The 21,648-nt window shown below is 63.8% G+C and carries 17 protein-coding genes; 7 read left to right on the top strand and 10 right to left on the bottom strand.

All coding sequences use genetic code 11. From position 1 onward, the window contains the following. Positions 1–37: 37 nt before the first annotated feature. From ppc to B5V03_RS08390, 3 genes are all read right to left on the bottom strand, one after another. Positions 38–2,836 (bottom strand): phosphoenolpyruvate carboxylase, encoded by a 2,799-nt coding sequence (gene ppc, locus B5V03_RS08405; RefSeq protein ID WP_129269051.1) that lies wholly within the window; start codon positions 2,834–2,836, stop codon positions 38–40. Positions 2,837–3,821: 985 nt separating this feature from the next. After that, on the bottom strand, positions 3,822–4,226 hold the full coding sequence (locus B5V03_RS08395) for a VOC family protein (protein ID WP_129269049.1): 405 nt from the start codon (positions 4,224–4,226) through the stop codon (positions 3,822–3,824). A 59-nt stretch (positions 4,227–4,285) separates the two neighbouring features. Next, positions 4,286–4,690, bottom strand: coding sequence for a YccF domain-containing protein (locus B5V03_RS08390; protein WP_129269047.1), 405 nt, complete (start codon positions 4,688–4,690; stop codon positions 4,286–4,288). 218 nt (positions 4,691–4,908) lie between these two features. Here B5V03_RS08390 and glgX point away from each other — a divergent pair, with 218 nt between their 5' ends. Beyond that, positions 4,909–7,026: a glycogen debranching protein GlgX gene (glgX, locus tag B5V03_RS08385; RefSeq protein ID WP_129269045.1), complete on the top strand. Its 2,118-nt coding sequence runs from the start codon at positions 4,909–4,911 to the stop codon at positions 7,024–7,026. Between the two features lie 105 nt (positions 7,027–7,131). Here the strand turns inward: glgX and B5V03_RS08380 are convergent, their stop codons facing one another. Both B5V03_RS08380 and B5V03_RS08375 read right to left on the bottom strand, forming a co-directional pair. After that, the gene (locus B5V03_RS08380; RefSeq protein ID WP_129269043.1) at positions 7,132–8,676 is read right to left on the bottom strand and encodes an acyl-CoA synthetase; all 1,545 of its coding nucleotides are present in this window, start codon (positions 8,674–8,676) and stop codon (positions 7,132–7,134) included. 165 nt (positions 8,677–8,841) lie between these two features. After that, positions 8,842–9,651: a crotonase/enoyl-CoA hydratase family protein gene (locus B5V03_RS08375; protein ID WP_129269041.1), complete on the bottom strand. Its 810-nt coding sequence runs from the start codon at positions 9,649–9,651 to the stop codon at positions 8,842–8,844. A gap of 116 nt (positions 9,652–9,767) precedes the next feature. On the opposite strand from B5V03_RS08375, the gene B5V03_RS08370 reads away from it, so the two are divergent. Further along, complete coding sequence (locus B5V03_RS08370; protein ID WP_129269039.1) at positions 9,768–10,640, top strand: SDR family oxidoreductase; 873 nt, start codon at positions 9,768–9,770, stop codon at positions 10,638–10,640. Between the two features lie 77 nt (positions 10,641–10,717). Further along, positions 10,718–12,295 (top strand): fatty acid--CoA ligase, encoded by a 1,578-nt coding sequence (locus tag B5V03_RS08365; protein WP_129269037.1) that lies wholly within the window; start codon positions 10,718–10,720, stop codon positions 12,293–12,295. 190 nt (positions 12,296–12,485) lie between these two features. On the opposite strand, the gene B5V03_RS08360 is transcribed toward B5V03_RS08365, so the two are convergent. Beyond that, the gene (locus B5V03_RS08360) at positions 12,486–13,760 is read right to left on the bottom strand and encodes an acyl-CoA dehydrogenase family protein (protein WP_129269035.1); all 1,275 of its coding nucleotides are present in this window, start codon (positions 13,758–13,760) and stop codon (positions 12,486–12,488) included. 212 nt (positions 13,761–13,972) lie between these two features. Here B5V03_RS08360 and B5V03_RS08355 point away from each other — a divergent pair, with 212 nt between their 5' ends. Further along, positions 13,973–14,752: an enoyl-CoA hydratase-related protein gene (locus B5V03_RS08355; RefSeq protein WP_129269033.1), complete on the top strand. Its 780-nt coding sequence runs from the start codon at positions 13,973–13,975 to the stop codon at positions 14,750–14,752. A gap of 205 nt (positions 14,753–14,957) precedes the next feature. Here the strand turns inward: B5V03_RS08355 and B5V03_RS08350 are convergent, their stop codons facing one another. Genes B5V03_RS08350 through B5V03_RS08340 form a run of 3 tightly spaced genes read right to left on the bottom strand, consistent with a single transcriptional unit; the run spans position 14,958 to position 17,110 of the window. Beyond that, on the bottom strand, positions 14,958–15,335 hold the full coding sequence (locus tag B5V03_RS08350) for a DUF6285 domain-containing protein (RefSeq protein WP_129269031.1): 378 nt from the start codon (positions 15,333–15,335) through the stop codon (positions 14,958–14,960). A 3-nt stretch (positions 15,336–15,338) separates the two neighbouring features. Continuing rightward, the gene (locus B5V03_RS08345; RefSeq protein WP_129269029.1) at positions 15,339–16,325 is read right to left on the bottom strand and encodes a phosphotransferase family protein; all 987 of its coding nucleotides are present in this window, start codon (positions 16,323–16,325) and stop codon (positions 15,339–15,341) included. After that, positions 16,322–17,110 carry an enoyl-CoA hydratase/isomerase gene (locus tag B5V03_RS08340; protein WP_129269027.1) on the bottom strand — a complete coding sequence of 263 codons (789 nt, stop codon included), beginning with the start codon at positions 17,108–17,110 and terminating at the stop codon, positions 16,322–16,324. Before B5V03_RS08340 ends, B5V03_RS08345 begins: the two co-directional genes overlap by 4 nt. A gap of 191 nt (positions 17,111–17,301) precedes the next feature. Here B5V03_RS08340 and B5V03_RS08335 point away from each other — a divergent pair, with 191 nt between their 5' ends. Both B5V03_RS08335 and B5V03_RS08330 read left to right on the top strand, forming a co-directional pair. Further along, positions 17,302–18,081 carry an SDR family NAD(P)-dependent oxidoreductase gene (locus B5V03_RS08335; protein ID WP_129269025.1) on the top strand — a complete coding sequence of 260 codons (780 nt, stop codon included), beginning with the start codon at positions 17,302–17,304 and terminating at the stop codon, positions 18,079–18,081. 112 nt (positions 18,082–18,193) lie between these two features. After that, positions 18,194–18,574: a VOC family protein gene (locus tag B5V03_RS08330; RefSeq protein WP_129269023.1), complete on the top strand. Its 381-nt coding sequence runs from the start codon at positions 18,194–18,196 to the stop codon at positions 18,572–18,574. Positions 18,575–18,823: 249 nt separating this feature from the next. Here B5V03_RS08330 and B5V03_RS08320 read toward each other — a convergent pair whose 3' ends face one another. Next, the gene (locus B5V03_RS08320) at positions 18,824–20,059 is read right to left on the bottom strand and encodes an ATP-binding protein (RefSeq protein WP_129269019.1); all 1,236 of its coding nucleotides are present in this window, start codon (positions 20,057–20,059) and stop codon (positions 18,824–18,826) included. Positions 20,060–20,303: 244 nt separating this feature from the next. On the opposite strand from B5V03_RS08320, the gene B5V03_RS08315 reads away from it, so the two are divergent. Further along, positions 20,304–21,581 carry an acyl-CoA dehydrogenase family protein gene (locus tag B5V03_RS08315; RefSeq protein ID WP_129269017.1) on the top strand — a complete coding sequence of 426 codons (1,278 nt, stop codon included), beginning with the start codon at positions 20,304–20,306 and terminating at the stop codon, positions 21,579–21,581. The last annotated feature ends 67 nt before the right edge of the window (positions 21,582–21,648 follow it).

Genomic DNA, 21,648 nt, shown 5'->3' with positions numbered 1-21,648 from the left:
TGGACTCCATTCGCTACTCGCCACTCACAACTCGCCCCTAACCCGTATTTCTCAACCCCGCCGAGATGCCATTGATCGTCAGCTGAATCCCGCGCAGCACCTGCTCGTCCGGGTTCTGCGCGCGATGCTCTTTCAGCAACTCGACCTGCACGTGGTTGAGCGGATCCAGATAGGGGAAGCGGTGGCGCACCGAGCGCTCCAGCAGCGGATTGCCTTGCAGCAGCCGGTCCTGGCCCATGATGTCCAAGAGCGTCTCGATGCAGGAATGCCATTCGCGGCGGATGCGGCCGAAGATCTTTTCGCGCAAGGCTTCATCGGGCACGAGCTCCGCATAGCGCGAGGCGATCGCGATCGAGCTTTTGGCGAGCACCATGTCCATGTTCGACAGCAGCATGCGGAAGAACGGCCATTCCTTGTAGAGCTCCTTGAGGAACGGCATGCCCTTGTCGGGATGCTCCGCGATCCACTGCTCGACCGCGCTGCCAAAGCCGTACCAGCCCGGCAGCATCAGCCGGCATTGCGCCCATGAGAACACCCACGGGATCGCGCGCAGGTCCTCGATCGCACGGGTCTTCTTGCGCGAGGCCGGACGGCTGCCGATGTTGAGCGTCGCGATCTCGTTGATGACGGTGGAGCCCCAGAAATAGTCGACAAAACCGTCGGTCTCGTAGACGAGGCCGCGATAGGCCTTGAAAGCAAGGTTCGACAGCTCGTCCATCGCGGTCAGATATTCGCGGCGCGGCGCGCTCTCGCGCGGCTGCAACAGGCTCGCATCCAGCGTCGCAGCCGCAAGGATCTCCAGATTGTTGCGGCCGACTTCCGCGTTGGAATATTTCGAAGAGATGATCTCGCCCTGCTCGGTGATGCGGATCTGGCCGTTCACGGCACCGCCCGGCTGGGCGACGATGGCATCATAGCTCGGGCCGCCGCCGCGGCCGACCGAGCCGCCGCGGCCGTGGAACAGGCGCAGCCGCACGTGATGCCGTTCGAACACCTCGACGAGGCCGATCTCGGCCTTGTAGAGCTCCCAGCCCGAGGTGACGAAGCCGCCATCCTTGTTGCTATCGGAATAGCCGAGCATGACTTCCTGCACGCTGCCGCGGCTGTCGACGAGCCGGCGGTAATCGTGCAGCGACAGCATGCGGTCCATGATGCTGGAAGAGGCCTGCAAATCCTCGATGGTCTCGAACAGCGGCACGACATTGATCGCGCTGCGCCCCGAGGGATGGACGAGGCCGACCTCCTTGAGCAGCACCGCGACCTCGAGCATATCCGACATGCCCTTGCACATCGAGATGATGCATTGGGGAATGGCATCGGAGCCGAACTTCGCATGCGCTTCCGCGGCGGCATGGAAGACGTTGAGCTCTCCCATGGTCTCGTCGCTGTACTTGACGAAGGGCGAGACCAGCGAGCGCGTTGAGCGCAGCTCGTTGGTCAGCAATGAGACGCGCGCATCCTCGCCGAGCGCGAGGTAGGACATGCCGGGATTGGCGGCATCCATCAGCTCGGCGATGGTGCGCTCGTGCACGGCAGAATTCTGGCGGATGTCGAGCCGCGCCAGATGGAAGCCGAAGCAATCCACCGCGCGCCGCAAGAGCCGCAGGCGGCCACGCGCGATGACGCGGGCGTTGTTGGAGATCAGCGAGCGGTGCAGCACGTCGAGATCGGCCTGCAGCTCCCTGACGTTCTCATACGGCGCGGCCTTGCCAACCGGCCGGCGGGTGATCTCGACCTCGAGCTTTTCGGCCGTGGCGGTCAGACGCGCATAGATGCCGGAGACCGCGAGGCGATAAGGCTCGCCGCTCCGGTGCGGTGAGGTGTCCGGCGAGCGTTCCGCCAAGTTGCGCAGCTCCTCCGAGACGTCGGCGAGATGGGCCGCGATCGACAGCTCGGCGCCGAGCACGTGCAGCTCGTTCAGATAGAACTGCATCACCCGGCTCGACTGCAGCCGCAGCGTACCGCGCATGACGTCGGCGGTGACGAAGGGATTGCCGTCGCGGTCGCCGCCGATCCAGCTGCCCATGCGCAGGAAGGAGGCAAGCTCGCTCGCGGCCTGCCCGCCGCTCTCCTCCAGCCGGTCTTCCAGCACATTCACCAGCCGCGGCACCTCGCGCAGGAAGGTGTAGTCGTAGAACGACAGGCCGTTGGCGACCTCGTCGAGCACGGTGAGCTTGGTCCGGCGCAAGAGATTGGTCTGCCACAGCGTCAGCACCTCGCGGCGAAGCTGCTCGTCGCTGGCGGCGGCTTCGTCTTCGGTCAGCGCGACCCGCTCGCGCCGGTCAAGCAAGGCAGCGACCTCCATCTCGCGGTCCATCGTGCTCTTACGGCGGACTTCGGTCGGGTGCGCGGTCAGGACGGGGCTGACCAGCGCGGTCTTGAAGAAGCTGCGCAAGGCGTCGGCGCCGATGCCCGCGGCCTTGGCGTGGGCAAGTGTCTCGGCCAGCACGCCCGAGCCACCGCCTTTGGCGGCGCTGCGGGCGCGCATCTGGCGGATGTTGTTCTGGTCCTCGGCGATGTTGGCGAGGTGGGAGAAATAGCTGAAGGCGCGGACGATCCGCACCGTCTCCGAGGTCGACATGCTGTCGAGGATCTGCTCGAGCTCGCGGCGGGCGAGCCGGTCCTCGTCGCGGTGGAACCGGATCGAGGTCTGCCTGATGCGCTCGACCAGGTCGAACAGGTCCGCCCCCTCCTGATCACGCACGGTGTCGCCGAGGATGCGCCCGAGCAGGCGGATATCGTCACGCAGCCGCGCGTCCGCTTCCAGCGCCTGGACGTCCTCCGGGCGGTTCGGGCGAAGATCGGCGGCTTCGGATGGTAATGTCTGGAGGGACATGGCTCGCTCCCTGGTTCGAGCTCGCTTGGCTGCCCGGCCTAGTAAGTGTGCAAGTTTTTTGCCGCAGCGCAAGATGAAGTTGGGAGCGGCGCACAGTGTCGGCAGGGTTCGTGTCCCGGACGCGCTGCAGCGCTTGCGCTGCTGCGCAGAGCCGGGACCCAGAAGCCACAGAGCGCATTGCCGAAATATGGGCCCCGGCTCTGCAGCGCATCACGCCGCGAAGACGCGGCGCGCTGCGCTGCGTCCGGGGCACGAGACAATAACGAGCACTGTCAACAAACATACCTCGCAGCCTCGCGGCGCGGGCGCCCGAGCTTTGCTCTTCGTTTCGCCCTCATCGAGAAGAAAAGGGCGCAGGGAAGGCCGGGCGCCGGCTGGCACCCTGGGTCCGCACGCGAAAAACGCACGCGGGGTGACCACAGGTGACGCCGGGACATCCCGGCCTTCCCTGCGCAATGGTTTTACGGCTTATGGCGCGCTCTCCCCGGGGAGCGTTGCACTATTGCCCCCGTCGCCTTGCGGATGAGCGATGCGCGTACCGGTCGGCCGCCACACCACCGCAAGCCTTGACGCACAGACCCCGGGCGTCAGGACCACACGCTTTTGCCGTCCGCGGACGTCCCTCCCCGGACATTCGAAAGCTCGCGCGTGCTCGCCCCCGAAGCGGAAAGGAAACGCTGTGACGGCGCCGTGTCGTTCCGCGGATCGTGATGGCTCACGGACGTAGCCCGCCCTGCCATCCCGTCGCGCGCCGGCGCTGCCGCGTCCATCGCATCCCGGCCTACGTATCGTGACGATCGCGAAACGCCCCTTTGGCGGGCCGGGATGTTTTGCGGTTTACCCGAAGAGATGAATTCGGTCAATCAGAATTTATTAAAGCCCGTCGATTGACCTTCATGTGGCGTGTTTTGCCCGTCGGGCAACGCGAGGGATTGTGCGAAGGCGTAGAAGGGTAGAGCGAAAACGAAACCCATCCTTCGAGCTATCAGCTTCGAATAGGCTGCCCGATTCCAAGAAGGTTGCCTTCGCTGTTGCGGAACCATGCGCCTCTCTCACCGATGCCCTTGCTTGCGTAGTTCCCGGCTATCTCGGCGATCCCGTTCACGGTCTTCAGGCCGGGCAGGTCGTATTCCTCGAACTTGACTCCGCGCGCGCGAAGCTCCCGCACCGTTGCCTCGATGTCCTCGACTTCCCAGCCCATCTGCGTGTGCGTGCCGGATTGCACGCCGGCCGAGATGAAAATGGCAAACTCGCCACTTGCGCAGACGTAGCGCAGTCCACCCTCGCGCTGTTCGACCGGGTCGAGCCCGAGCTTCTCGGAATAGAACGCCCGCGCCCGCTCCAAATCCTTGGCGGGAAGACGGGAGGCCACCTTCGCTTTCCCTAGCATCCTTCTCTCCCTCCGAGGCCGTTAAGCACGTAGAAGGCCGACATTGACGGATCCGCGCCTCAAGCCGGCACGATCACCTTGCCGATCGGCCAGAGCGCGATGCCGGCGAGCTTCAGATGGGCCCAGGCGAAGGGGATGCCGATGATGGTGACCGCGAGGACTAGCGCGGTCACGAGGTGGCCGAGCGCCAGCCACCAGCCGGCGAGCACGAACCAGATGATGTTGCCGATGACCCCGAGCGGGCCGGTGCCGATATCGCTCATGCCGGTGACGTCGTAGCGGTTGACCGCCTTCGAGCCGAACGGCAGCAGCGTGTAGACGGCGATGTTGAACGCCGCCCGCGCCCAGGGCAGGCCGATGATGGTGACGGCCATGATGACCGCCGCGATCAGCCAGCCGAACGCCATCCAGGCGCCGCCGATGAGAATCCAGAGCAGGTTGAGCAGGATGGAAACGGGGGTCATGGGTTTTATCCAGGGGGCAATGACCCCGCTTATATAGGTGCGAAAATCGTCGATGCGAAGACGGCCATCGGCGGCGGCAGGATGTGACTGCCTCAAATGGCGTCACCCGCTCTCACTTCATTGAATTGACGCACGCGACGACCACAATGGCACGGCTCTTGAAACATTCAGGACGCAACGGCGTTGCCGTCGCGGCCATCGGGGCCTGGGGGGTTCACATGTCCGATTTCATCATCGAGGAAGGCTTGCCCTATCCGCTGGGTGCCCATTGGAGCGGCAAGGGCACGAACTTCGCGGTCTTTTCAGCCAATGCCACCAAGGTGGAAGTCTGCCTGTTCGACGGCGACCGCGAGACCCATCGCTTCGAGCTGCCGGAATATACCAACGAGGTCTTCCACGGCTACATCTCCGGCGTCCGACCCGGCACCTTCTACGGGTACCGTGTCTACGGTCCCTACAATCCCGACGCCGGTCACAGGTTCAATCCCAACAAGCTTCTGCTTGATCCCTATGCCCGTGCCCATGCCGGGGCCCTGACATGGAATCCGGTCGTGTTCGGCTACAAGATGGAGACGGGCGACGACCTCACCTTCGACGACCGCGACAGCGCGCCTTTCGTGCCCAGATGCGTCGTCGTCGACCCCGACTTCGACTGGCACGAAGAGATCGCGCGCGACGATGTTCACTGGGACGAGACCATCATCTACGAAACCCATGTGAAGGGGTTTACGAAGAAGCATCCCGATGTGCCCGAGAACCTGCGCGGCACCTATGCCGGCTTCGCCACCCCGAAGCTGATCGACTATCTGACATCGCTCGGCGTGACCTCGGTCGAGTTGCTTCCGATCCACTCATTCGTCAACGACGACAATCTTCTCCGGAAGAACCTCGTCAACTATTGGGGCTACAACACCATCGGCTTCTTCGCGCCGGACCCGCGTTACGCCTCGGACGTGCCGAACAGCCTGCGCGAGTTCAAGGAAATGGTCTCAAAGGTGCACGGCGCCGGCATCGAGGTGATCCTCGATGTCGTCTACAATCACACTGCCGAAGGCAACCATCTCGGACCGACGCTGTCCTTCAAGGGCATCGACAATGCCAGCTACTATCGCCTGCTGCCGGACCGGCGGCGTTATTACATCAACGACACCGGCACCGGAAACACGGTGAACCTGTCGCATCCGCGCGTGATCCAGATGGTGATGGATTCCTTGCGTTACTGGGCCGACGACATGCATATCGACGGCTTCCGCTTCGATCTCGGCACCATTCTCGCGCGCGAGGTCTACGGCTTCGACGAGCAGAGCGGATTTTTGAAGGCGATGGACCAGGATCCGCTGCTGTCGACCATCAAACTGATCGCCGAACCCTGGGATTGCGGCCCCGGCGGCTATCAGGTCGGCGGCTTCCCGCCCGGCTGGGCGGAATGGAATGACAAATATCGCGACACCGTGCGCGACTATTGGCGCGGCGAGGCACCGCCGTCCGCGCTTGCAACACGGCTGCTCGGCTCGGGCGATATCTTCGGCCGCTGGGGCGGCCGCCGCTCATGGGCCAGCGTCAACTTCATCACCGCCCATGACGGTTTCACGCTGAACGACTGGGCGAGCTACAACGACAAGCACAACGAGGCCAATGGCGAAGGCAACCGCGACGGCAGCTCCAGCAACCGCTCCTGGAATTGCGGCGCCGAGGGCCCGACCGAGGACAAGGACGTCCTCGCGTTGCGCGAGCGGCAGAAGCGCAACATGCTGGCGACCCTGCTGCTCTCGCAGGGCACGCCGATGCTGCTCGGCGGCGACGAGTTCGGCCGCACCCAGCAGGGCAACAACAACGCCTATTGCCAGGACAGCGACATCTCCTGGTTCGACTGGAATATGGGCGAGGATTCGCAAAAGCTGCTGGCGTTCACCAAGCGCGTGATCCAGCTCCGGCGCGACTATCCGATCCTGCGCCGCAGCCGCTTCCTCACCGGCGCACACGACACGCAGCTCGACATCCGCGACGTCGTCTGGGTCAACGCCAATGGCAGCGAGATGTCGAACGGCGACTGGGAAAGCGGCTGGCTGAAATGTTTTGGCGTCGTCCTCGATGGCCGCGCGCGCAAAACCGCGATCCCGCGCCATGGCGAGGACGACAGCGTGCTGATCATCCTCAACAGTTTTGGGGGCGAGGTCGACTTCAAGCTGCCGCACACTTCGGCAGGGCCGTGCTGGTCGCTGCTGCTCGACACCAATGTCGGGGACGGCGGGTCCGGGGCACGGTTTGAATTTGACAGCATCTACAAGGTGCCGGGACGATCGTTCCTGCTGTTCGTTGGCGGAGAGCTGGTCTAGGCGCGCCGCCTGCGTAGCCCGGAAGGAGCGAAGCGTAATCCGGGGTCGTGCCACGAGCCAGAGCGGCCCCGGATTTCGCTACAGCGCAATCCGGGCTACGAACTGTCAGATTTTGCGACCGGCCTGCTCCCAATAGGGATCACGCAGGCGGCGTTTGAAGATTTTCCCCGAGTCTTCGCGCGGCAGCCCGCTGCGGATTTCGATGTGCTTCGGCACCTTGTAGTCCGCGAGCGAGGTCTTCAGCCGCGCACGGACGTCGGCGGCGTCGAGCGTGACGCCCGGCTGCGGCTCCACCATCGCCATCAGCGCCTCGCCGAATTCGGCATCGGGGATGCCAAACACCGCGCAATCATGCACGCCGGGCACGGCATGGAGCACCGACTCGATCTCCGCCGGATAGATGTTGACCCCACCTGAGATCACCATGTCGCGCTTGCGGTCGCAGATGAAGACATAGCCGTCTTCATCGATGTAACCGACATCGCCCGAGGTGATAAAACCGTCGCGGTCGATCTCGGCGCGCTTCTCCGGCTTGTTGTGGTAGGTGAAGTCGGCCATCCCGGCCATGCGGGAATAGATCTCGCCGATCTCACCGACATCAAGCACACGGCCGTCGTCGCCGATGAAGCGCAGCTCGGCGCCGGGCGAAATCTTGCCGACGGTGCCGGGCTTCTTCAGCGCGTCCTCGGAGGTCGCAAACGTGACGGCACTGGATTCGGTCGAGCCGTAGAACTCGTAGATCACCGGCCCCCACCATTCGATCATGCCGCGCTTGACGTCGGCCGGGCATGGCGCAGCGGCATGGATGATGTGGCGGAGCGAGGAGACGTCGTACTGCTTGCGCACCGCCTCCGGCAGCTTCATCAGGCGGATGAACATGGTCGGCACCATGAAGATGGTGTCGATCTTGTACCGCTCGATCAGCTCCAGAAATTCCTCGGCCTCGAAGCGCGGCATCAGCACCAGCGCGCCGCCGAGTTTTCCGGCGCGAATGCCGAACGAGTTCGGCGCGGAGTGATAGAGCGGGCCCGGCAGGATCGCGCGGGCGCCGGGCTTGAGCCCATAGATCATCGCGCGCATGCGCTCGCCGGCGGCCTGCTGATCCGGCGTCGGCGCATCGCGGCGCACGCCTTTGGGATGACCCGTCGTACCCGAGGTGTAGATCATGTTCATGGGCTGCGGCACGACCGGACCGTCATAGGGCTGGTGCTGCGCGAGCCAGGATTCGAAATCGATCGCGAAGCCCGGCGTTGTCAGGTGATCGGGATCGATCTTGTAGTTGGACAGGATTTCCGGCGGCGTCGGCACGCTGAGCACGGTGACATCAGCGGGAATCGCATCGCGCAAGGCGTGCAGCATGTCGGCGTGCCCTATCAGCACGGAGGTGCCGGTGTCATTGAGGATGTAGTTGATCTCCTCCGGCTTGAAGTGCCAGTTGATCGGCACGCCATAAGCACCCAGCCGCATTGCGGCGTAGGCAGCCTCCAGGAACGCAATGTCGTTGCGCATGAGCATGCAGACGCAATCGCCCTGCTTGACGCCGATCCTGGCGAGGCCGCTCGCGATGCGGTCGGCGCGGGCGGCGACTTCAGGATGGGTACGGCGGCGCTCGCCGGAGACGATGCCGAGGAACTTTGACGTTTCGCTCATTCTTGTTTTTCTTCGTTGTTCAGCGACGGTGCCAATTGGTCGTCATCACCGGGCTTGTCCCGGTGATCCACGTTCTTGCTTCGTCGCTGCCAAGAACGTGGATGGCCGGGACATCTAGCGCGAAGACGCGCTTCGCGCTTTTGCCCGGCCATGACGGAGAACTCGTTAATCCACGTACTTCGCCGCGCGCTTCTCGAGATTGGCGCGCACCGCCTCGGTCTGGTTCGCACTGCCGATCAGCTTCTGCTGCTCGACCGACTCCGCCAGTAGCGCGGGACCCGGATCGACCGAGAGATTGTTCAGCAGGCGCTTGGCGGCGCGGATCGCATCGGGGCTCTTGCCGGCGATCTCGCGCGCGACTTCGAGGGCAGCTGCGCGCGGATCATCGCAGATGCGGGTGGCGAGGCCGTAAGCCATCGCCTCCTGTGCCGAGAAGATGCGACCCGTGTAGGTAAGATCGCGCAAGATATCGTCGCGGACCAGCGAGGCCAGAATCGGCGTGCCCGCCATGTCGGGGACGAGGCCCCATTTGATCTCCATCACCGACATCCGCGCGTCGGGTGCGAGGAAGCGCATGTCCGCACCAAGGGCCAGCTGAAAGCCGCCGCCGAAGGCGACGCCATGCACGGCCGCGATGACAGGCACCGGAAGCTGCCGCCATCCCCACACCGCCTGTTGCGCAAAGTTCGCCTGGCCGTGGGTGCGCGCGGTAAGGTCGCGATTTTCGCCACCCGGAATTCCGTTGCCGCCCTTCTCCTTCATGGCGGCAAAACGCCCCATGTCGAGACCGGCACAGAAGGCGCGGCCCTCGCCGGAAAGGACAACAACGCGCACGCTTTTGTCCTGCGAAAGCCGCTTGGTTGCCGCGACAAGGGCATCGAACATCGCCTGATCGAGCGCATTCATCTTGTCCGCGCGCACCAGCCGCACGTCGGCGACGCCTTCCGAGATCGAGATCGAGACGCGCTCTTCCATGGATGAATTCTCCCCTAGTTCTTGCCTGTTCTTGTTCGGTGCCGCTTTACAGAAAGCCGGCGGCCGGATTTAGTCAATCGACCAATTAACTGACAATCCGTACGGGAGAAACAGCCATGTTCAAGGAAAATCTTTTGGCTGGACGCCGCATTCTCGTCACCGGTGGCGGCACCGGGCTCGGCAAGTCGATGGCGGCGCGCTTCCTCCAGCTCGGTGCCGAGGTGCACATCTGCGGCCGGCGCAAGATCGTCTGCGACGAGACCGCGACCGAGCTGATGGATCAATATGGCGGCCGCGTCACCAGCCACGGCGTCGACATCCGCAATGCGCTCGCGGTCGAGGAGATGATCGAGACCATCTTCCGCGATGCGCCCCTGACCGATCTCATCAACAACGCCGCCGGCAATTTCATCTCGCGCAGCGAGGAGCTCTCGCCACGCGGCTTCGATGCGGTCGCCAACATCGTCATGCACGGCACGTTCTACGTGACGCAGGCGGTCGGCAAACGCTGGATCGCTTTGAAGCAGCCCGGCAACGTCGTGTCGATCACCACGACCTGGGTGCGCAACGGCTCGCCTTACGTGGTGCCGTCGGCGATGAGCAAGTCGGCGATCCACGCGATGACGATGTCGCTCGCTGCGGAATGGGGCCGCTACGGCATCCGCCTCAACACCATCGCGCCGGGCGAGATCCCGACCGAAGGCATGAGCAAGCGCATCAAGCCGGGTGATGAGGCCGGCGCGCGCACCAAGGCGATGAACCCGATGGGCCGCGTCGGCACCATGGAGGAATTGCAGAACGTCGCGGTGTTTTTGATTTCAGGCGGCTGCGACTGGATCACCGGCGAGACCATCGCCATGGACGGCGCCCAGGCGCTCGCGATGGGCGGCAATTTCTACCAGCTGCGCGACTGGAGCGACGACGACTGGAAGACCGCGCGCGAGAGCATCATGGCGCAGAACGAGAAGGATCGGGCGAAGCGGGGTTAGCTCACTCTCCCGTATTGTCTTTGCCCGCGGATGACGCCAAACTCCGCGGCATAAAAACAAAGCGCTACGGGAGAGACATGTCCACACAGCCATTGGCGAATCTTGCCGACATGGTGCGCGAGCGCGCGAAAAGCCGCGGCAACGCCATTGCCTTTGAGTTCGAGGGTCGCGTCACCAGCTTTGCCGAATTCGACGCTAGGACCAACAAGGTCGCCAACGCGCTCATCGCGATGGGCGTGAAGAAGGGCGACCGCATCGCCTATCTCGGCAAGAACAGCGATTTCTATTTCGAACTGCTGATGGGCGCGATGAAGGCTGGCGTGGTGATGGCGCCCGTGAACTGGCGGCTCGCTGGGCCCGAGGTCGCCTTCATCGTCGCCGATTGCAAGGCGCCGGCGCTGTTCGCAGGGCCGGAGTTCATCACGCAGGTTCGCCAGATCAGGGATCAGTTGCCAAGCGTGCGCACTGTCATCACCACCGAGGGCGGCGCGCCGGAATGGCAGGATTTTGCCGCATGGCGCGATGCGCAGAGCGGCGATGATCCCAGGGTTACGATCGACACGGGGGATATCGCGATCCAGCTCTACACGTCGGGCACCACAGGCAAGCCGAAGGGCGCGATGCTGTCGCATGCGAACTTTCTCAACCTGGTGCAGACCGGCAATGCCGAAGACAAGCCGGAGTGGAACCGGTGGTCCACCGACGACGTGTCGCTGGTGGCGATGCCGATCTTCCATATCGGCGGCTCCGGCTGGGGTGTCATGGGACTCTATCACGGCGCCCGCGGCGTGATCGCGCGCGAGTTCGATCCGACCAAGGTGCTGGATTTCTTCGAGCAGTCCGGGATCACAAAACTGTTCATGGTGCCGGCGGCGATGCAGTTCGTGGTGCGGCAGCCGCGTGCAAAGACGGTCGACTTTTCACGATTGAAATACATGCTGTATGGCGCCTCGCCGATACCTGCAGCGCTCCTGAAGGAATGCATCGAGGTGTTCAAGTGCGGCTTCGTGCAGATGTACGGCATGACCGAGACGACGGGCACCATCGTCGCGCTGCCGCCGGAGGACCATGTCGAGGGCCTCGAGCGGATGCGCTCGGCCGGTAAGGCGCTGCCGGGCGTCGAGATTTCGATTTTGGATGCGGAGGGCAAGCCGCTGCCGCCGCGCGAGGTCGGCGAGATCGCGACGCGCTCGGGCTCCAACATGGCCGGTTACTGGAATTTGCCGGAGGCCACCGCCTCGACGCTGCGCGGCGACGGCTGGCTGCGCACGGGTGACGCCGGCTACATGGACGAGGACGGCTATCTCTACATCCACGACCGCATCAAGGACATGATCATCTCCGGCGGCGAGAACATCTATCCCGCCGAGGTGGAGAGCGCGCTGTGCGATCATCCTGACGTCGCGGAAGCCGCCGTGATCGGCATCCCCGACGACAAATGGGGCGAGGCGGTGAAGGCCGTCGTGGTGATGAAGCCCGGCAAGCAGGCCACCGCCACCGACATCATCAACTTCACCCGGGAGCGCATCGCCGGCTTCAAGACGCCGAAGAGCGTGGAGTTTCTGCCGGCGCTGCCGAGGAACCCGAGCGGCAAGATCTTGCGGCGGCAGTTGAGGGAGCCGTATTGGGCGGGGAAGGACCGGCGGGTGAATTAGGGATTAGGAGCGACGAAGCAATCCAGAATCCTCCCGCGGCGACATTTCTGGATTGCTTCGCTTCGCTCGCAATGACGGTGTGGAGGCAGAAGCGCGCCTCTCTCCTGCGTCATTGCGAGGAGCCCTTGCGACGAAGCAATCCGGACTGCCTCCGTGGAAGGGCTCTGAATCGCTCCGCTCGCAACGACAGCTAATGCTTCCCCGGCCCCATATACCCGAACAAGAATCCCGCCACCTTGCGCATCTGGATCTCCTCGCTGCCTTCGGTGATCCGGTAGCGGCGGTGGTGGCGGTAGATGTGCTCGAACGGCTTGTGGCGTGAATAGCCCATGCCGCCATGGACCTGCATGGCGCGGTCGGCGGATTCGCAGCAGAGGCGGTTTGCAAAATAGTTGCACATCGAGACACGGTCGGAGAGCGTGCGCTCGATCTGCTCTTCGTTGAGCTGGTCCATCTCCCAGGCGGTCTTGCGGATCAACAGGCGCAGCATCTCGGCCTGCGTCGCGAGCTCGACCAGCGGAAACTGGATCGCTTGGTTCTCGGCCAGCGCTTTGCCGAACGGTTTTCGCTCACGCGCGTACTTCACGCTCTCGTTGATGCAGTAGACGGCGGCGCCGAGCGAGCTCGCGGCCTGGCGGATGCGGTTCTGGTGCACGAAACACTGCGCCAAGGACAGGCCGCGGCCGACCTCGCCGAACAGGGCATCCTCGGGCACGAACACATCCGTAAAGCTAACGCGGGGATGATCGGTCGGCATGTTGAAGGTCCACATGTACTCTTCGATCTTCACGCCGTGGCTCTTGGCGGGCACCAGGAAGCAGGTGATACCGCGGGCATCGCCGTCATTGCCTGACGTGCGCGCAAACAGCGCGCAATGCGTAGCGACATGCATGCCGGTCGTCCACATCTTCTCGCCGTTGATGATCCAGCCCTTGACGTTGTCGCGGGTCGCCGGCACCGCGCGCGTCTCCATGTGGGTGGCGTCGGAGCCGTGATTTGGCTCGGTCAGGCCGAACGTGATGCGGTACTTGCCCCTGATCGAGCCGTCGATCATCGCCTTCTGGTCGTCGCGACCGTAGCGGTCGAGCATAGTGGCGACGGGAAAATTGCCGACGATGGAGTGCTCGTTCTGGAGATCGTTGTGCAGGCCGAGACCCTTGGCGGCAAAATGCTCGCGGATCACGGCCATCCAGAGATTGGAGCCGTCCTTGCCGCCATATTGCTTCGCCACCGGAAAACGCAGATGGCCGGCGGCGTCGGCAAGATCCTTGGCCTTGCGCAGCAGCGCTTCCCATTCATGACGCGGCAGGCCGCCATTCTCGAAATCGGTGCGCGCCCATTCGCGGCGGTGATCGAAGAAGCGGATGTTGTCGTCGGCTTCTTCGAGCGGCTTGATCTCGCGCTCGATGAAACGGTCGAGCTCTCCGAGATAGGCGACGAGATCGGCAGGCAATGAGAAATCCACAGGTTCTCTCCCGGATTGATTTTATGTTTTGCGTTAAGGCGCTAGGCGCATTTGTGCTTCGCACGATTAAGGTGAGAAGAGCGTGCGCAAGTCAAGCAATGCGAGGCGTGCCGGATGCGCAAGGCGCGCCCGCGCAATTCGATGGTGCTCCGGCGCTGACGCGCGGTAGTATGACGTCCATATTCCTTCACGAGAAAATGCGGGAGCGCGCGATGGAGCTGAAATTCTCAAAGGTGGAACGCAAGGGGCCGATCACGATCGTCACGCTGTCGCGGCCCGAGGTCTACAACGCACTGCACACCGACGCACATTTCGAGCTCCAAAAAGTGTTCGACGATTTCTCCGCTGACGCCGAACAGTGGGTCGCGATCGTCACAGGCGCCGGTGACAAGGCGTTTTGCGCCGGCAATGATCTGAAGTGGCAAGCGGCGGGCGGCAAGCGCGGCTGGGACAAGGGCGGCTTCGCCGGCCTGACTGCGCGCTTCGACTGCGACAAGCCGATCATCGCTGCTGTCAACGGCGTCGCCATGGGCGGTGGCTTCGAGATCGCGCTCGCCTGCGACCTGATCATCGCCGCGGAGAACGCGACCTTCGCCCTGCCCGAGCCGCGCGTTGGCCTTGCCGCACTCGCCGGCGGCCTGCACCGCCTGCCGCGCCAGATCGGGCTGAAGCGCGCGATGGGCATGATCCTCACCGCGCGTCACGTCAGCGCCAAGGAGGGCCACGAACTCGGCTTCGTCAACGAGGTGGTGCCGCAGGGCGAGGCACTCTCAGGCGCGCTGCGCTGGGCCGAGATGATCACCAAGAACTCGCCGATGTCGATCCGGGCCTCGAAGCAGACCATCCAGAAGGGCTTGGCCGTGTCGCTCGAGCAGGCGATCGAGGAGCAGCGGGAGTATCCGGCGGTGAAGGCGATGGTGGCCTCGCAGGACTACATCGAGGGGCCGAAGGCGTTCTCGGAGAAGCGGCCGCCGAAATGGGTGGGGAAGTAGGCGGGCCCTCTGTCGTCATTGCGAGCGTAGCGAAGCAATCCAGACTGCCACCGCGGAAAGATTCTGGATTGCTTCGTCGCAAGGGCTCCTCGCAATGACGGGGATGGAGCGTCGCCCAGCCGCGTAGGATGGGTAGAGCGCAGCGAAACCCATCAATGGCAGGGCAAGATGTGAGATGATGGGTTTCGCTTCCGCTCTACCCATCCTACGAATTGCGCCCCAGCTCGCGCTTGTAGGACGCATAGTTCGGCTGATCGACTGCGAGCTTGTCCATCGTGGTTGCCCACAGGTGCTCCGCGAGGCCCGGCGTTGCGAGATCGACCTCGCCTTTCGCAATCCGCTCGGCGAGCGCGGCGTTGAGCTCTGTCACCGAGCCGTCCATGCCGAGCAGTACCCGCAGCCGTTCCACTTCCGCAGCATCGCTCCCCTCCTCCTGCGTCAACTGCCGCGTGACGAGCTCGAGGATGTTGACGGCGACGCGCAGCTTGAAGGCCTGGTGGCCGGAGACCAGCGGCGCGATGTCGTTGCGGAGGAAATCGGCGACTGACTTGGTCAGCTCGACCGGTGTCGGTTCGTCCTGCATGTGTCAACTCCCGCGCGGCGCCAGCAGCCGCAACAGATCGATCTCGGTCTCGCTAGCGCGGCGGCCGATCATGGCGCGCTCCATGGAATGATCCGGTCCCTCGCGAAACCGCTGCATCATGCCACCGCACATGATGCCCCAGCGCAGCGTGCCCATGACTTCCCAGAATTTGACGCGCAACGGATCAACGCTGCGCCCGGCGGCCTCGTAGCCCGCGAACAACTCCTCGCGCGATCCAAAGCCGCCCACGGGCTTGTCAATCTCGCCAAAGCGCCACGAGTTGACGCAGACCCAGCCGAGATCCTCCATGGGATCGCCGAGATGGGCGAGCTCCCAGTCGAGCACGGCGCGAACGCCCTCGGCGCCGATGATGAGATTACCATTGCGGAAATCGCCATGCACCAGCGTCGTCTCGGCCGAGGGGCCGGGGTCGTGGTCGCGCAGCCAGCGCAGCGCAAGCTCGAACACCGGCTTCGGCCAGTTCAGGCTGCGATAGTCGCGCTCGAACTCAGAGATCTCCTGGGTCGCATTGCGGCTGCGCAACTCGGGCAATTTGTCCAGCGGCAGCCCGTGCAGGCCCGCCAGCACGTCGCCGATCTGCCGCGCCAGCTTCGGCCGCACCGCCGCGAACTCCTCATCGCGAAGGATCTTGCGGGCGATGGTCTCGCCCTCGACCCGTTGCATGATGAAGCCGGTGCCGAGATCTTCGTCCGGCGTCAGCACATGCATCACGCGCGGCGACGGCACGCCCGCCTCATAAGCGAGCTGCATCAGCTGCGCTTCAGCTGCGAGCCCCGCCGCGCGCGTTGGCGCTGCGCCATAGCCCTTCGGCGAGCGGCGCAGGATCGCGCCGATCGGCCCGTCGGGATGCGTGATGTCGAAGCGCCACGTCTCCTGACTGGCTCCGCCGGACAGTTTTGCCGCGCCGGTGACGCCGGTCGCACCGGAACACCAGCGCTGGACGCTGCGAAAAAGCTCCGCCTCGATCATTTGCCTTTGAACTGCGCGGGCCGCTTCTCCAGGAACGCACCGACGCCCTCACGAAAATCCTGCGTGTCGCCGGCGCGGAGCTGGCACTGGAATTCGAGATTAAGCTGGTCCTCGAAGGAATTTTCCGGGCTGTCCCAATAGAGCTTGCGGATCAGCGACAGCGCGATCGTCGGGCCGCTGGCGAGATCGCGCGCGAGCTTCATCGCCTCCTCCATCAGCACGCCGTCGTCATAGACGCGGTTGACGAGGCCCCATTCCAGCGCCTTCTCCGCCGGCAACCGCTCGCCCATCAGCGACAATTCGATCGAACGCGCCTTACCGATCAGGCGCGGCAACAGCCAGGTCGAGCCGCAATCCGGCACCAGGCCGATGCGGCGGAAGGCCTGCAGGAAGTAGGAGGAACGTGCGCATAAAATCATGTCGCCGAGCAGCGCGAAGCTCATGCCGGCGCCAGCGGCCGGACCGTTGACCGCGGTGATAATGGGACAGTGCAGATTGCGAATGCGGCGCAGGAACGGGTGAAAGCCGGTCTCCAGCGTGAGGCCGGCCTTGGTCTTCTTCGACTGGTTGTTGCGGCCCTGGAGGTTCGCACCGGTGCAGAACGCCCGCCCCGCGCCGGTCAGCACGACGCAGCGCACCTCGTCCTTTTTCTCCTCGATCGTATCGAGCGCCTCGGCGAGACCGCCCAGCATGTCCATGGAGACCGCGTTCATCACCTCCTGATGGTCGAGCCTGAGGACCGCTACCGAGCCATCGAAATCGAGCGTGACGTGTTTGAACTGCATGGTTTCCTCGTCGGTTGCTGCCCGCGATGTTTCGCAGACCGGAATTCGTTTTGCCGGGGCGCATATTTGATTTTTGGCGCGGCCTTGTCCATGGTGATCAGAGCATAGCAAGCAATCTTGCGCGCAGCGGCTGATGCGCGCCGTACCTAGAGACCTTGCCAAGAAGTCTTGCCAAAAACAGGAAACGCGCCATGAACCTTTTCGACCTCACCGGCCGCGTCGCCGTGATCACCGGCGGCAATGGCGGTATCGGGCTCGGCATCGCGCAGGCGCTCGCCGGCCAGGGCTGCAGCGTCTCGATCTGGGGCCGCAATGCTGACAAGAACAAGGCCGCTGCCGCGAGCATGGCGGGACTATCAGGCAAGGTCGACAGCCGCGTCTGCGACGTCACCGATCCGGCCTCGGTCAACGCCGCGATGAAGGCCACGCTCGACACCTTCGGCCGGGTCGACGGCTGCTTCGCCAATGCCGGCATCGGCGGCGGCGGAAGGCGTTCCTTCATTGAGCGCACCGAGGAGGAATGGAGCTCGATGTTCGCGACCAATCTCGACGGCGTGTTTCACGCGTTCCAGGCCGCCGCCCGCCATATGGTCGACCGCGCCGGCGCCGGTGATCCCTTCGGCCGGCTGGTCGCGACCTCGAGCCTCGCCTCGATCTTCGGCACCGCGCGCAACGAGCACTATGCCGCGACGAAAGCCGCCATCAACGCACTGGTGCGCGCGCTCGGCGTCGAGCTGGCGCGCCACGGCGTCACCGCGAATGCGATCCTGCCCGGCTGGATCAAGAGCGACATGACCGCGGGTATCATGAGCAACGAAAAATTCGTCGCCAATGTGATGCCGCGCATTCCGCAGCGCCGCTTCGGCGACGCATCCGATTTCGGCGGCATCGCGGTGTATCTGATGAGCAAGGCGTCGTCGTATCACACCGCCGATACGTTCGTGATCGACGGCGGCTATACGGCGTTTTGATTTTAGGTTCGTAGCCCGGATGGAGCGCAGCGCGATCCGGGACTGCCAAGAGCAAACAAGACCCGGATTGCGCTGCGCTCCATCCGGGCTACACTCTGAGGGGAATGGGCAAATGTTCTCACACATCATGATTGGTACCAACGACCTCGACAAGGCCAAGGCCTTCTACGACGATTTGCTGAACACGCTGGAGGTGCGCCCGGCCAGGGTCGACGGCCACCGCATCTTCTACATCACCAAGACCGGCGTGTTCTCGGTGTCAAAGCCGATCAACGGCGAGCCGGCAACGTGTGCGAACGGCGGCACCATCGGCTTTGCCTGCAATTCGCCTGAGCAGGTCGATGCGTGGCATGCAGCCGGCCTCGCCGCCGGCGGAACGTCGATCGAGGATCCGCCCGGCGTGCGCCAGGGTCCGGGCGTCAAGCTCTACCTTGCCTACTTGCGCGACCTGGACGGCAACAAGATCTGCGCGATGCACCGGATGGCGAACTGACGTCAAGCCCCGCGAAGGCGGGGCATCCAGTACGCCGCGGCCCCTCGATTCATCACTGCCGTCTCTGGAACACTGGATCGCCCGGTCAAGTCGGGCGATGACAACTGAGAATGTGGCGCGCGGCTCTCCCCACCTCGTCATTGCGGGCGTAGCGAAGCAATCCAGACTGCCGCTGCGGAAAGACTCTGGATTGCTTCGCTACGCTCGCAATGACGGAGGGAAGCCGCACTCCGTCTCGTGCGGCGCACGCTAAGCCTCGCCCGTTTCGGGCGCAACTCGCGGCACGATCATCTGGATCCGTGTCCCCACGCCGGGTTTGCTTTCGAGCTTGATACGTCCGCCCAGCCGACCCGAGACGATGTTGTGGACGATATGCAGGCCGAGGCCGACATTGCCTTCATGACGGCGCGTGGTGAAGAACGGATTGAAGGCCTGTCGGCGCAAGTCCGCGCTCATGCCGCAGCCATTGTCGGAAACGGCAATCTCGATATCCCCCTCACCGCACGCGCGGATCGCGAGGTCGATCCTTCCGCTCTTGCCATCCGGAAACGCGTGCACGATCGCGTTCATGAGCAGGTTGGTCAGCACCTGCCCACATGGTCCTGGATAACTGTTCATGGTCAGGCCGGACAGGCATTCGACATTCAGCGTCAGGCCGCTCTTCCGCAGTTCCGGCTCAAGACTCGCGGCTAGCCGCTGAGTGAGTTCACTCGGATCGAAGGTTCGGCGCTCGAGATGGCCTTGATCGACTGCGACCTGCTTGAACGACTGGATCAATTCCGCCGCTCGGGCGAGATTGCCAGTCAAATGCGTCGATGCGGTCTTAACGACTGCGAGAAACTCGTTCAGGCTCGACCGCTTCAGACCGCCCCGCGCGACTTCGGCCGCAAACTTCGCCGTCTTGCTCTCCAGCACGGAGGCGACAGTCAGGCTGGTGCCGACAGGACTGTTGATCTCATGCGAAACGCCCGCCACCAGCCGCCCGAGCGCAGCTAATTTCTCTGCCTCCACCAATGAGTCCTGAGCTTCCTTCAGGCGCCGCAACGCCGCCTCGGCCGTGTCGCGCGCGCTGCGAAGCTCCCGTTCGTGTCGCTTGCGGTCTGTGATCTCTTCGGCCGCGACGTTGACGCCGACGATGTTGCCGTTCGGCCCGCGCTGCGGATGCCAGTGGGTGATCCAGCAGCGCTCGTCGTTGTGGCCGGGGCGCTGGCCGTAGACTTCGATCCCGGTGACGGGCTCGCCGCTCTCCATGATGGACCGAACGATGTCCTCGACGGCGGACGCGAGCCCAGGCACGCAATCCCGCACCGTGCGCCCGAGGTGCCCTTCGACCGAGATGCCACAGATCTCGGTGAGGCGCTGGTTGATCTGCAGATAGCGGCAGTCCGGAGAGAGATAGGCAAGGCCGATCGGCGCCGTGTCGTAGATCAACTGCAACGCCGGCTGCTTTGGAAACTGCACTTCGCGTACGACGGAAGAACTCATGTGCTCTCTCCCTCCGCGCGAGCGGCAGGTTAGCCGGTTACGGGGCGACGTAACAGCCCAAATAACCCTGAAAACAGGCTCAGTCAGCCCCGGAGCCGGCACGTTGCCGGGCGGTTAAACAGCGTTTGAAACGCCGTCGCGATATTCCACGACGTGGTATGGGTCGGATGGAAAATACGCGCTCGCGCTTTGGCTTCGCCGCGTTTATTCTCGCCGCAACACGCTGATCCGAACGGGAGGAACAATGACAAAACACGCCTACATACCTCGCACCACCAACTACACCCTCAATCCGGGTGATGAGCTCAACGACCTGCGCATGTCGGACCAGGTCCGGCCGCTCTACGATCACGTCAGGAAATTCATCCGCGAGACCGTCGAGCCGATGTCGATCGAATTCGCCAAGGCCGGCGAGAAGAAGGAAGACCGTTGGAGCTTTACGCCGAAGCAGCTCGAGGTGCTCGAGGTCGCCAAGAACAAAGCCAAGAAGGAAGGCCTCTGGAATTTCTTCCTGCCCGATGACGAAACCGGCCAGGGCCTGAAGAACCTCGACTACGCCTATATCGCCTCCGAGCTCGGCAAGAGCCCGCTGGCCTCCGAGAGCATGAACTGCTCGGCGCCCGACACCGGCAACATGGAGGTGCTGGAGCGCGTCGGCACCAAGGAGCAGAAGGAGAAGTGGCTGAAGCCGCTGATGAACGGCGAGATCCGCTCGGCCTATGTCATGACCGAGCCGAACGTCGCTTCTTCCGACGCCAAGAACATCTCGACGACCGCAAAGCTCGTCGGCGACGAATGGGTCATCAACGGCGAGAAATATTACATTTCCGGTGTCGGCGATCCCCGCTGCAAGATCCTCATCGTGATGGTGAAGACCAATCCGGACGCAGCGCCGAGCAAGCAACAGTCGCAGATCCTGGTGCCGCGAGACACGCCCGGCGTCGAGGTGCTCGGGCCCATGTATGTGTTCGGCCAGGATCATGCACCGCGGGGCCACATGCACATGCGCTTCAACAATGTCCGCGTGCCGAAGGAGAACATGCTGCTCGGCGAGGGCCGCGGTTTCGAGATCTCGCAACTGCGTCTCGGGCCGGGCCGCATCCATCATTGCATGCGCACCATCGGCAAGGCCGAGAAGGCGCTCGATTTGATGGTGCAGCGTGGCCTCACCCGCGAAGCCTTCGGCAAGAAGATCGCCCATCTCGGCGGCAACATGCAGATCATCGCGCAGGCGCGCTGCGAGATCGAGGCGATGCGGCTGATGGTGCTGAAGGCGGCGAAGGCCATGGACGTGCTCGGCAACAAGGAAGCCCGCGTCTGGGTCTCCATGGTCAAGGCCATGGTGCCGGAGCGCGCCTGCAAGATCATCGACCAGTCGATCCAGATGCACGGCGCCACCGGCATCTCGCACTGGACCCCGCTCGCCGAGATGTACCAGGACGTGCGCCATCTGCGCTTTGCGGATGGTCCGGACGAGGTGCACTGGATGGTGGTGGGACGCCACGAGCTGAGCATGGCGTGATTCACGAGATGCCGTAGGGTGGGCAAAGGCGCGCTCTTCGCGCGCCGTGCCCACCATCACGGCCTGC

The organism is Bradyrhizobium betae, assembly GCF_004123905.1.
GTDB classification, from domain to species: domain Bacteria; phylum Pseudomonadota; class Alphaproteobacteria; order Rhizobiales; family Xanthobacteraceae; genus Bradyrhizobium; species Bradyrhizobium betae_A.
This window is presented reverse-complemented; position numbering and strand designations above follow the sequence as displayed.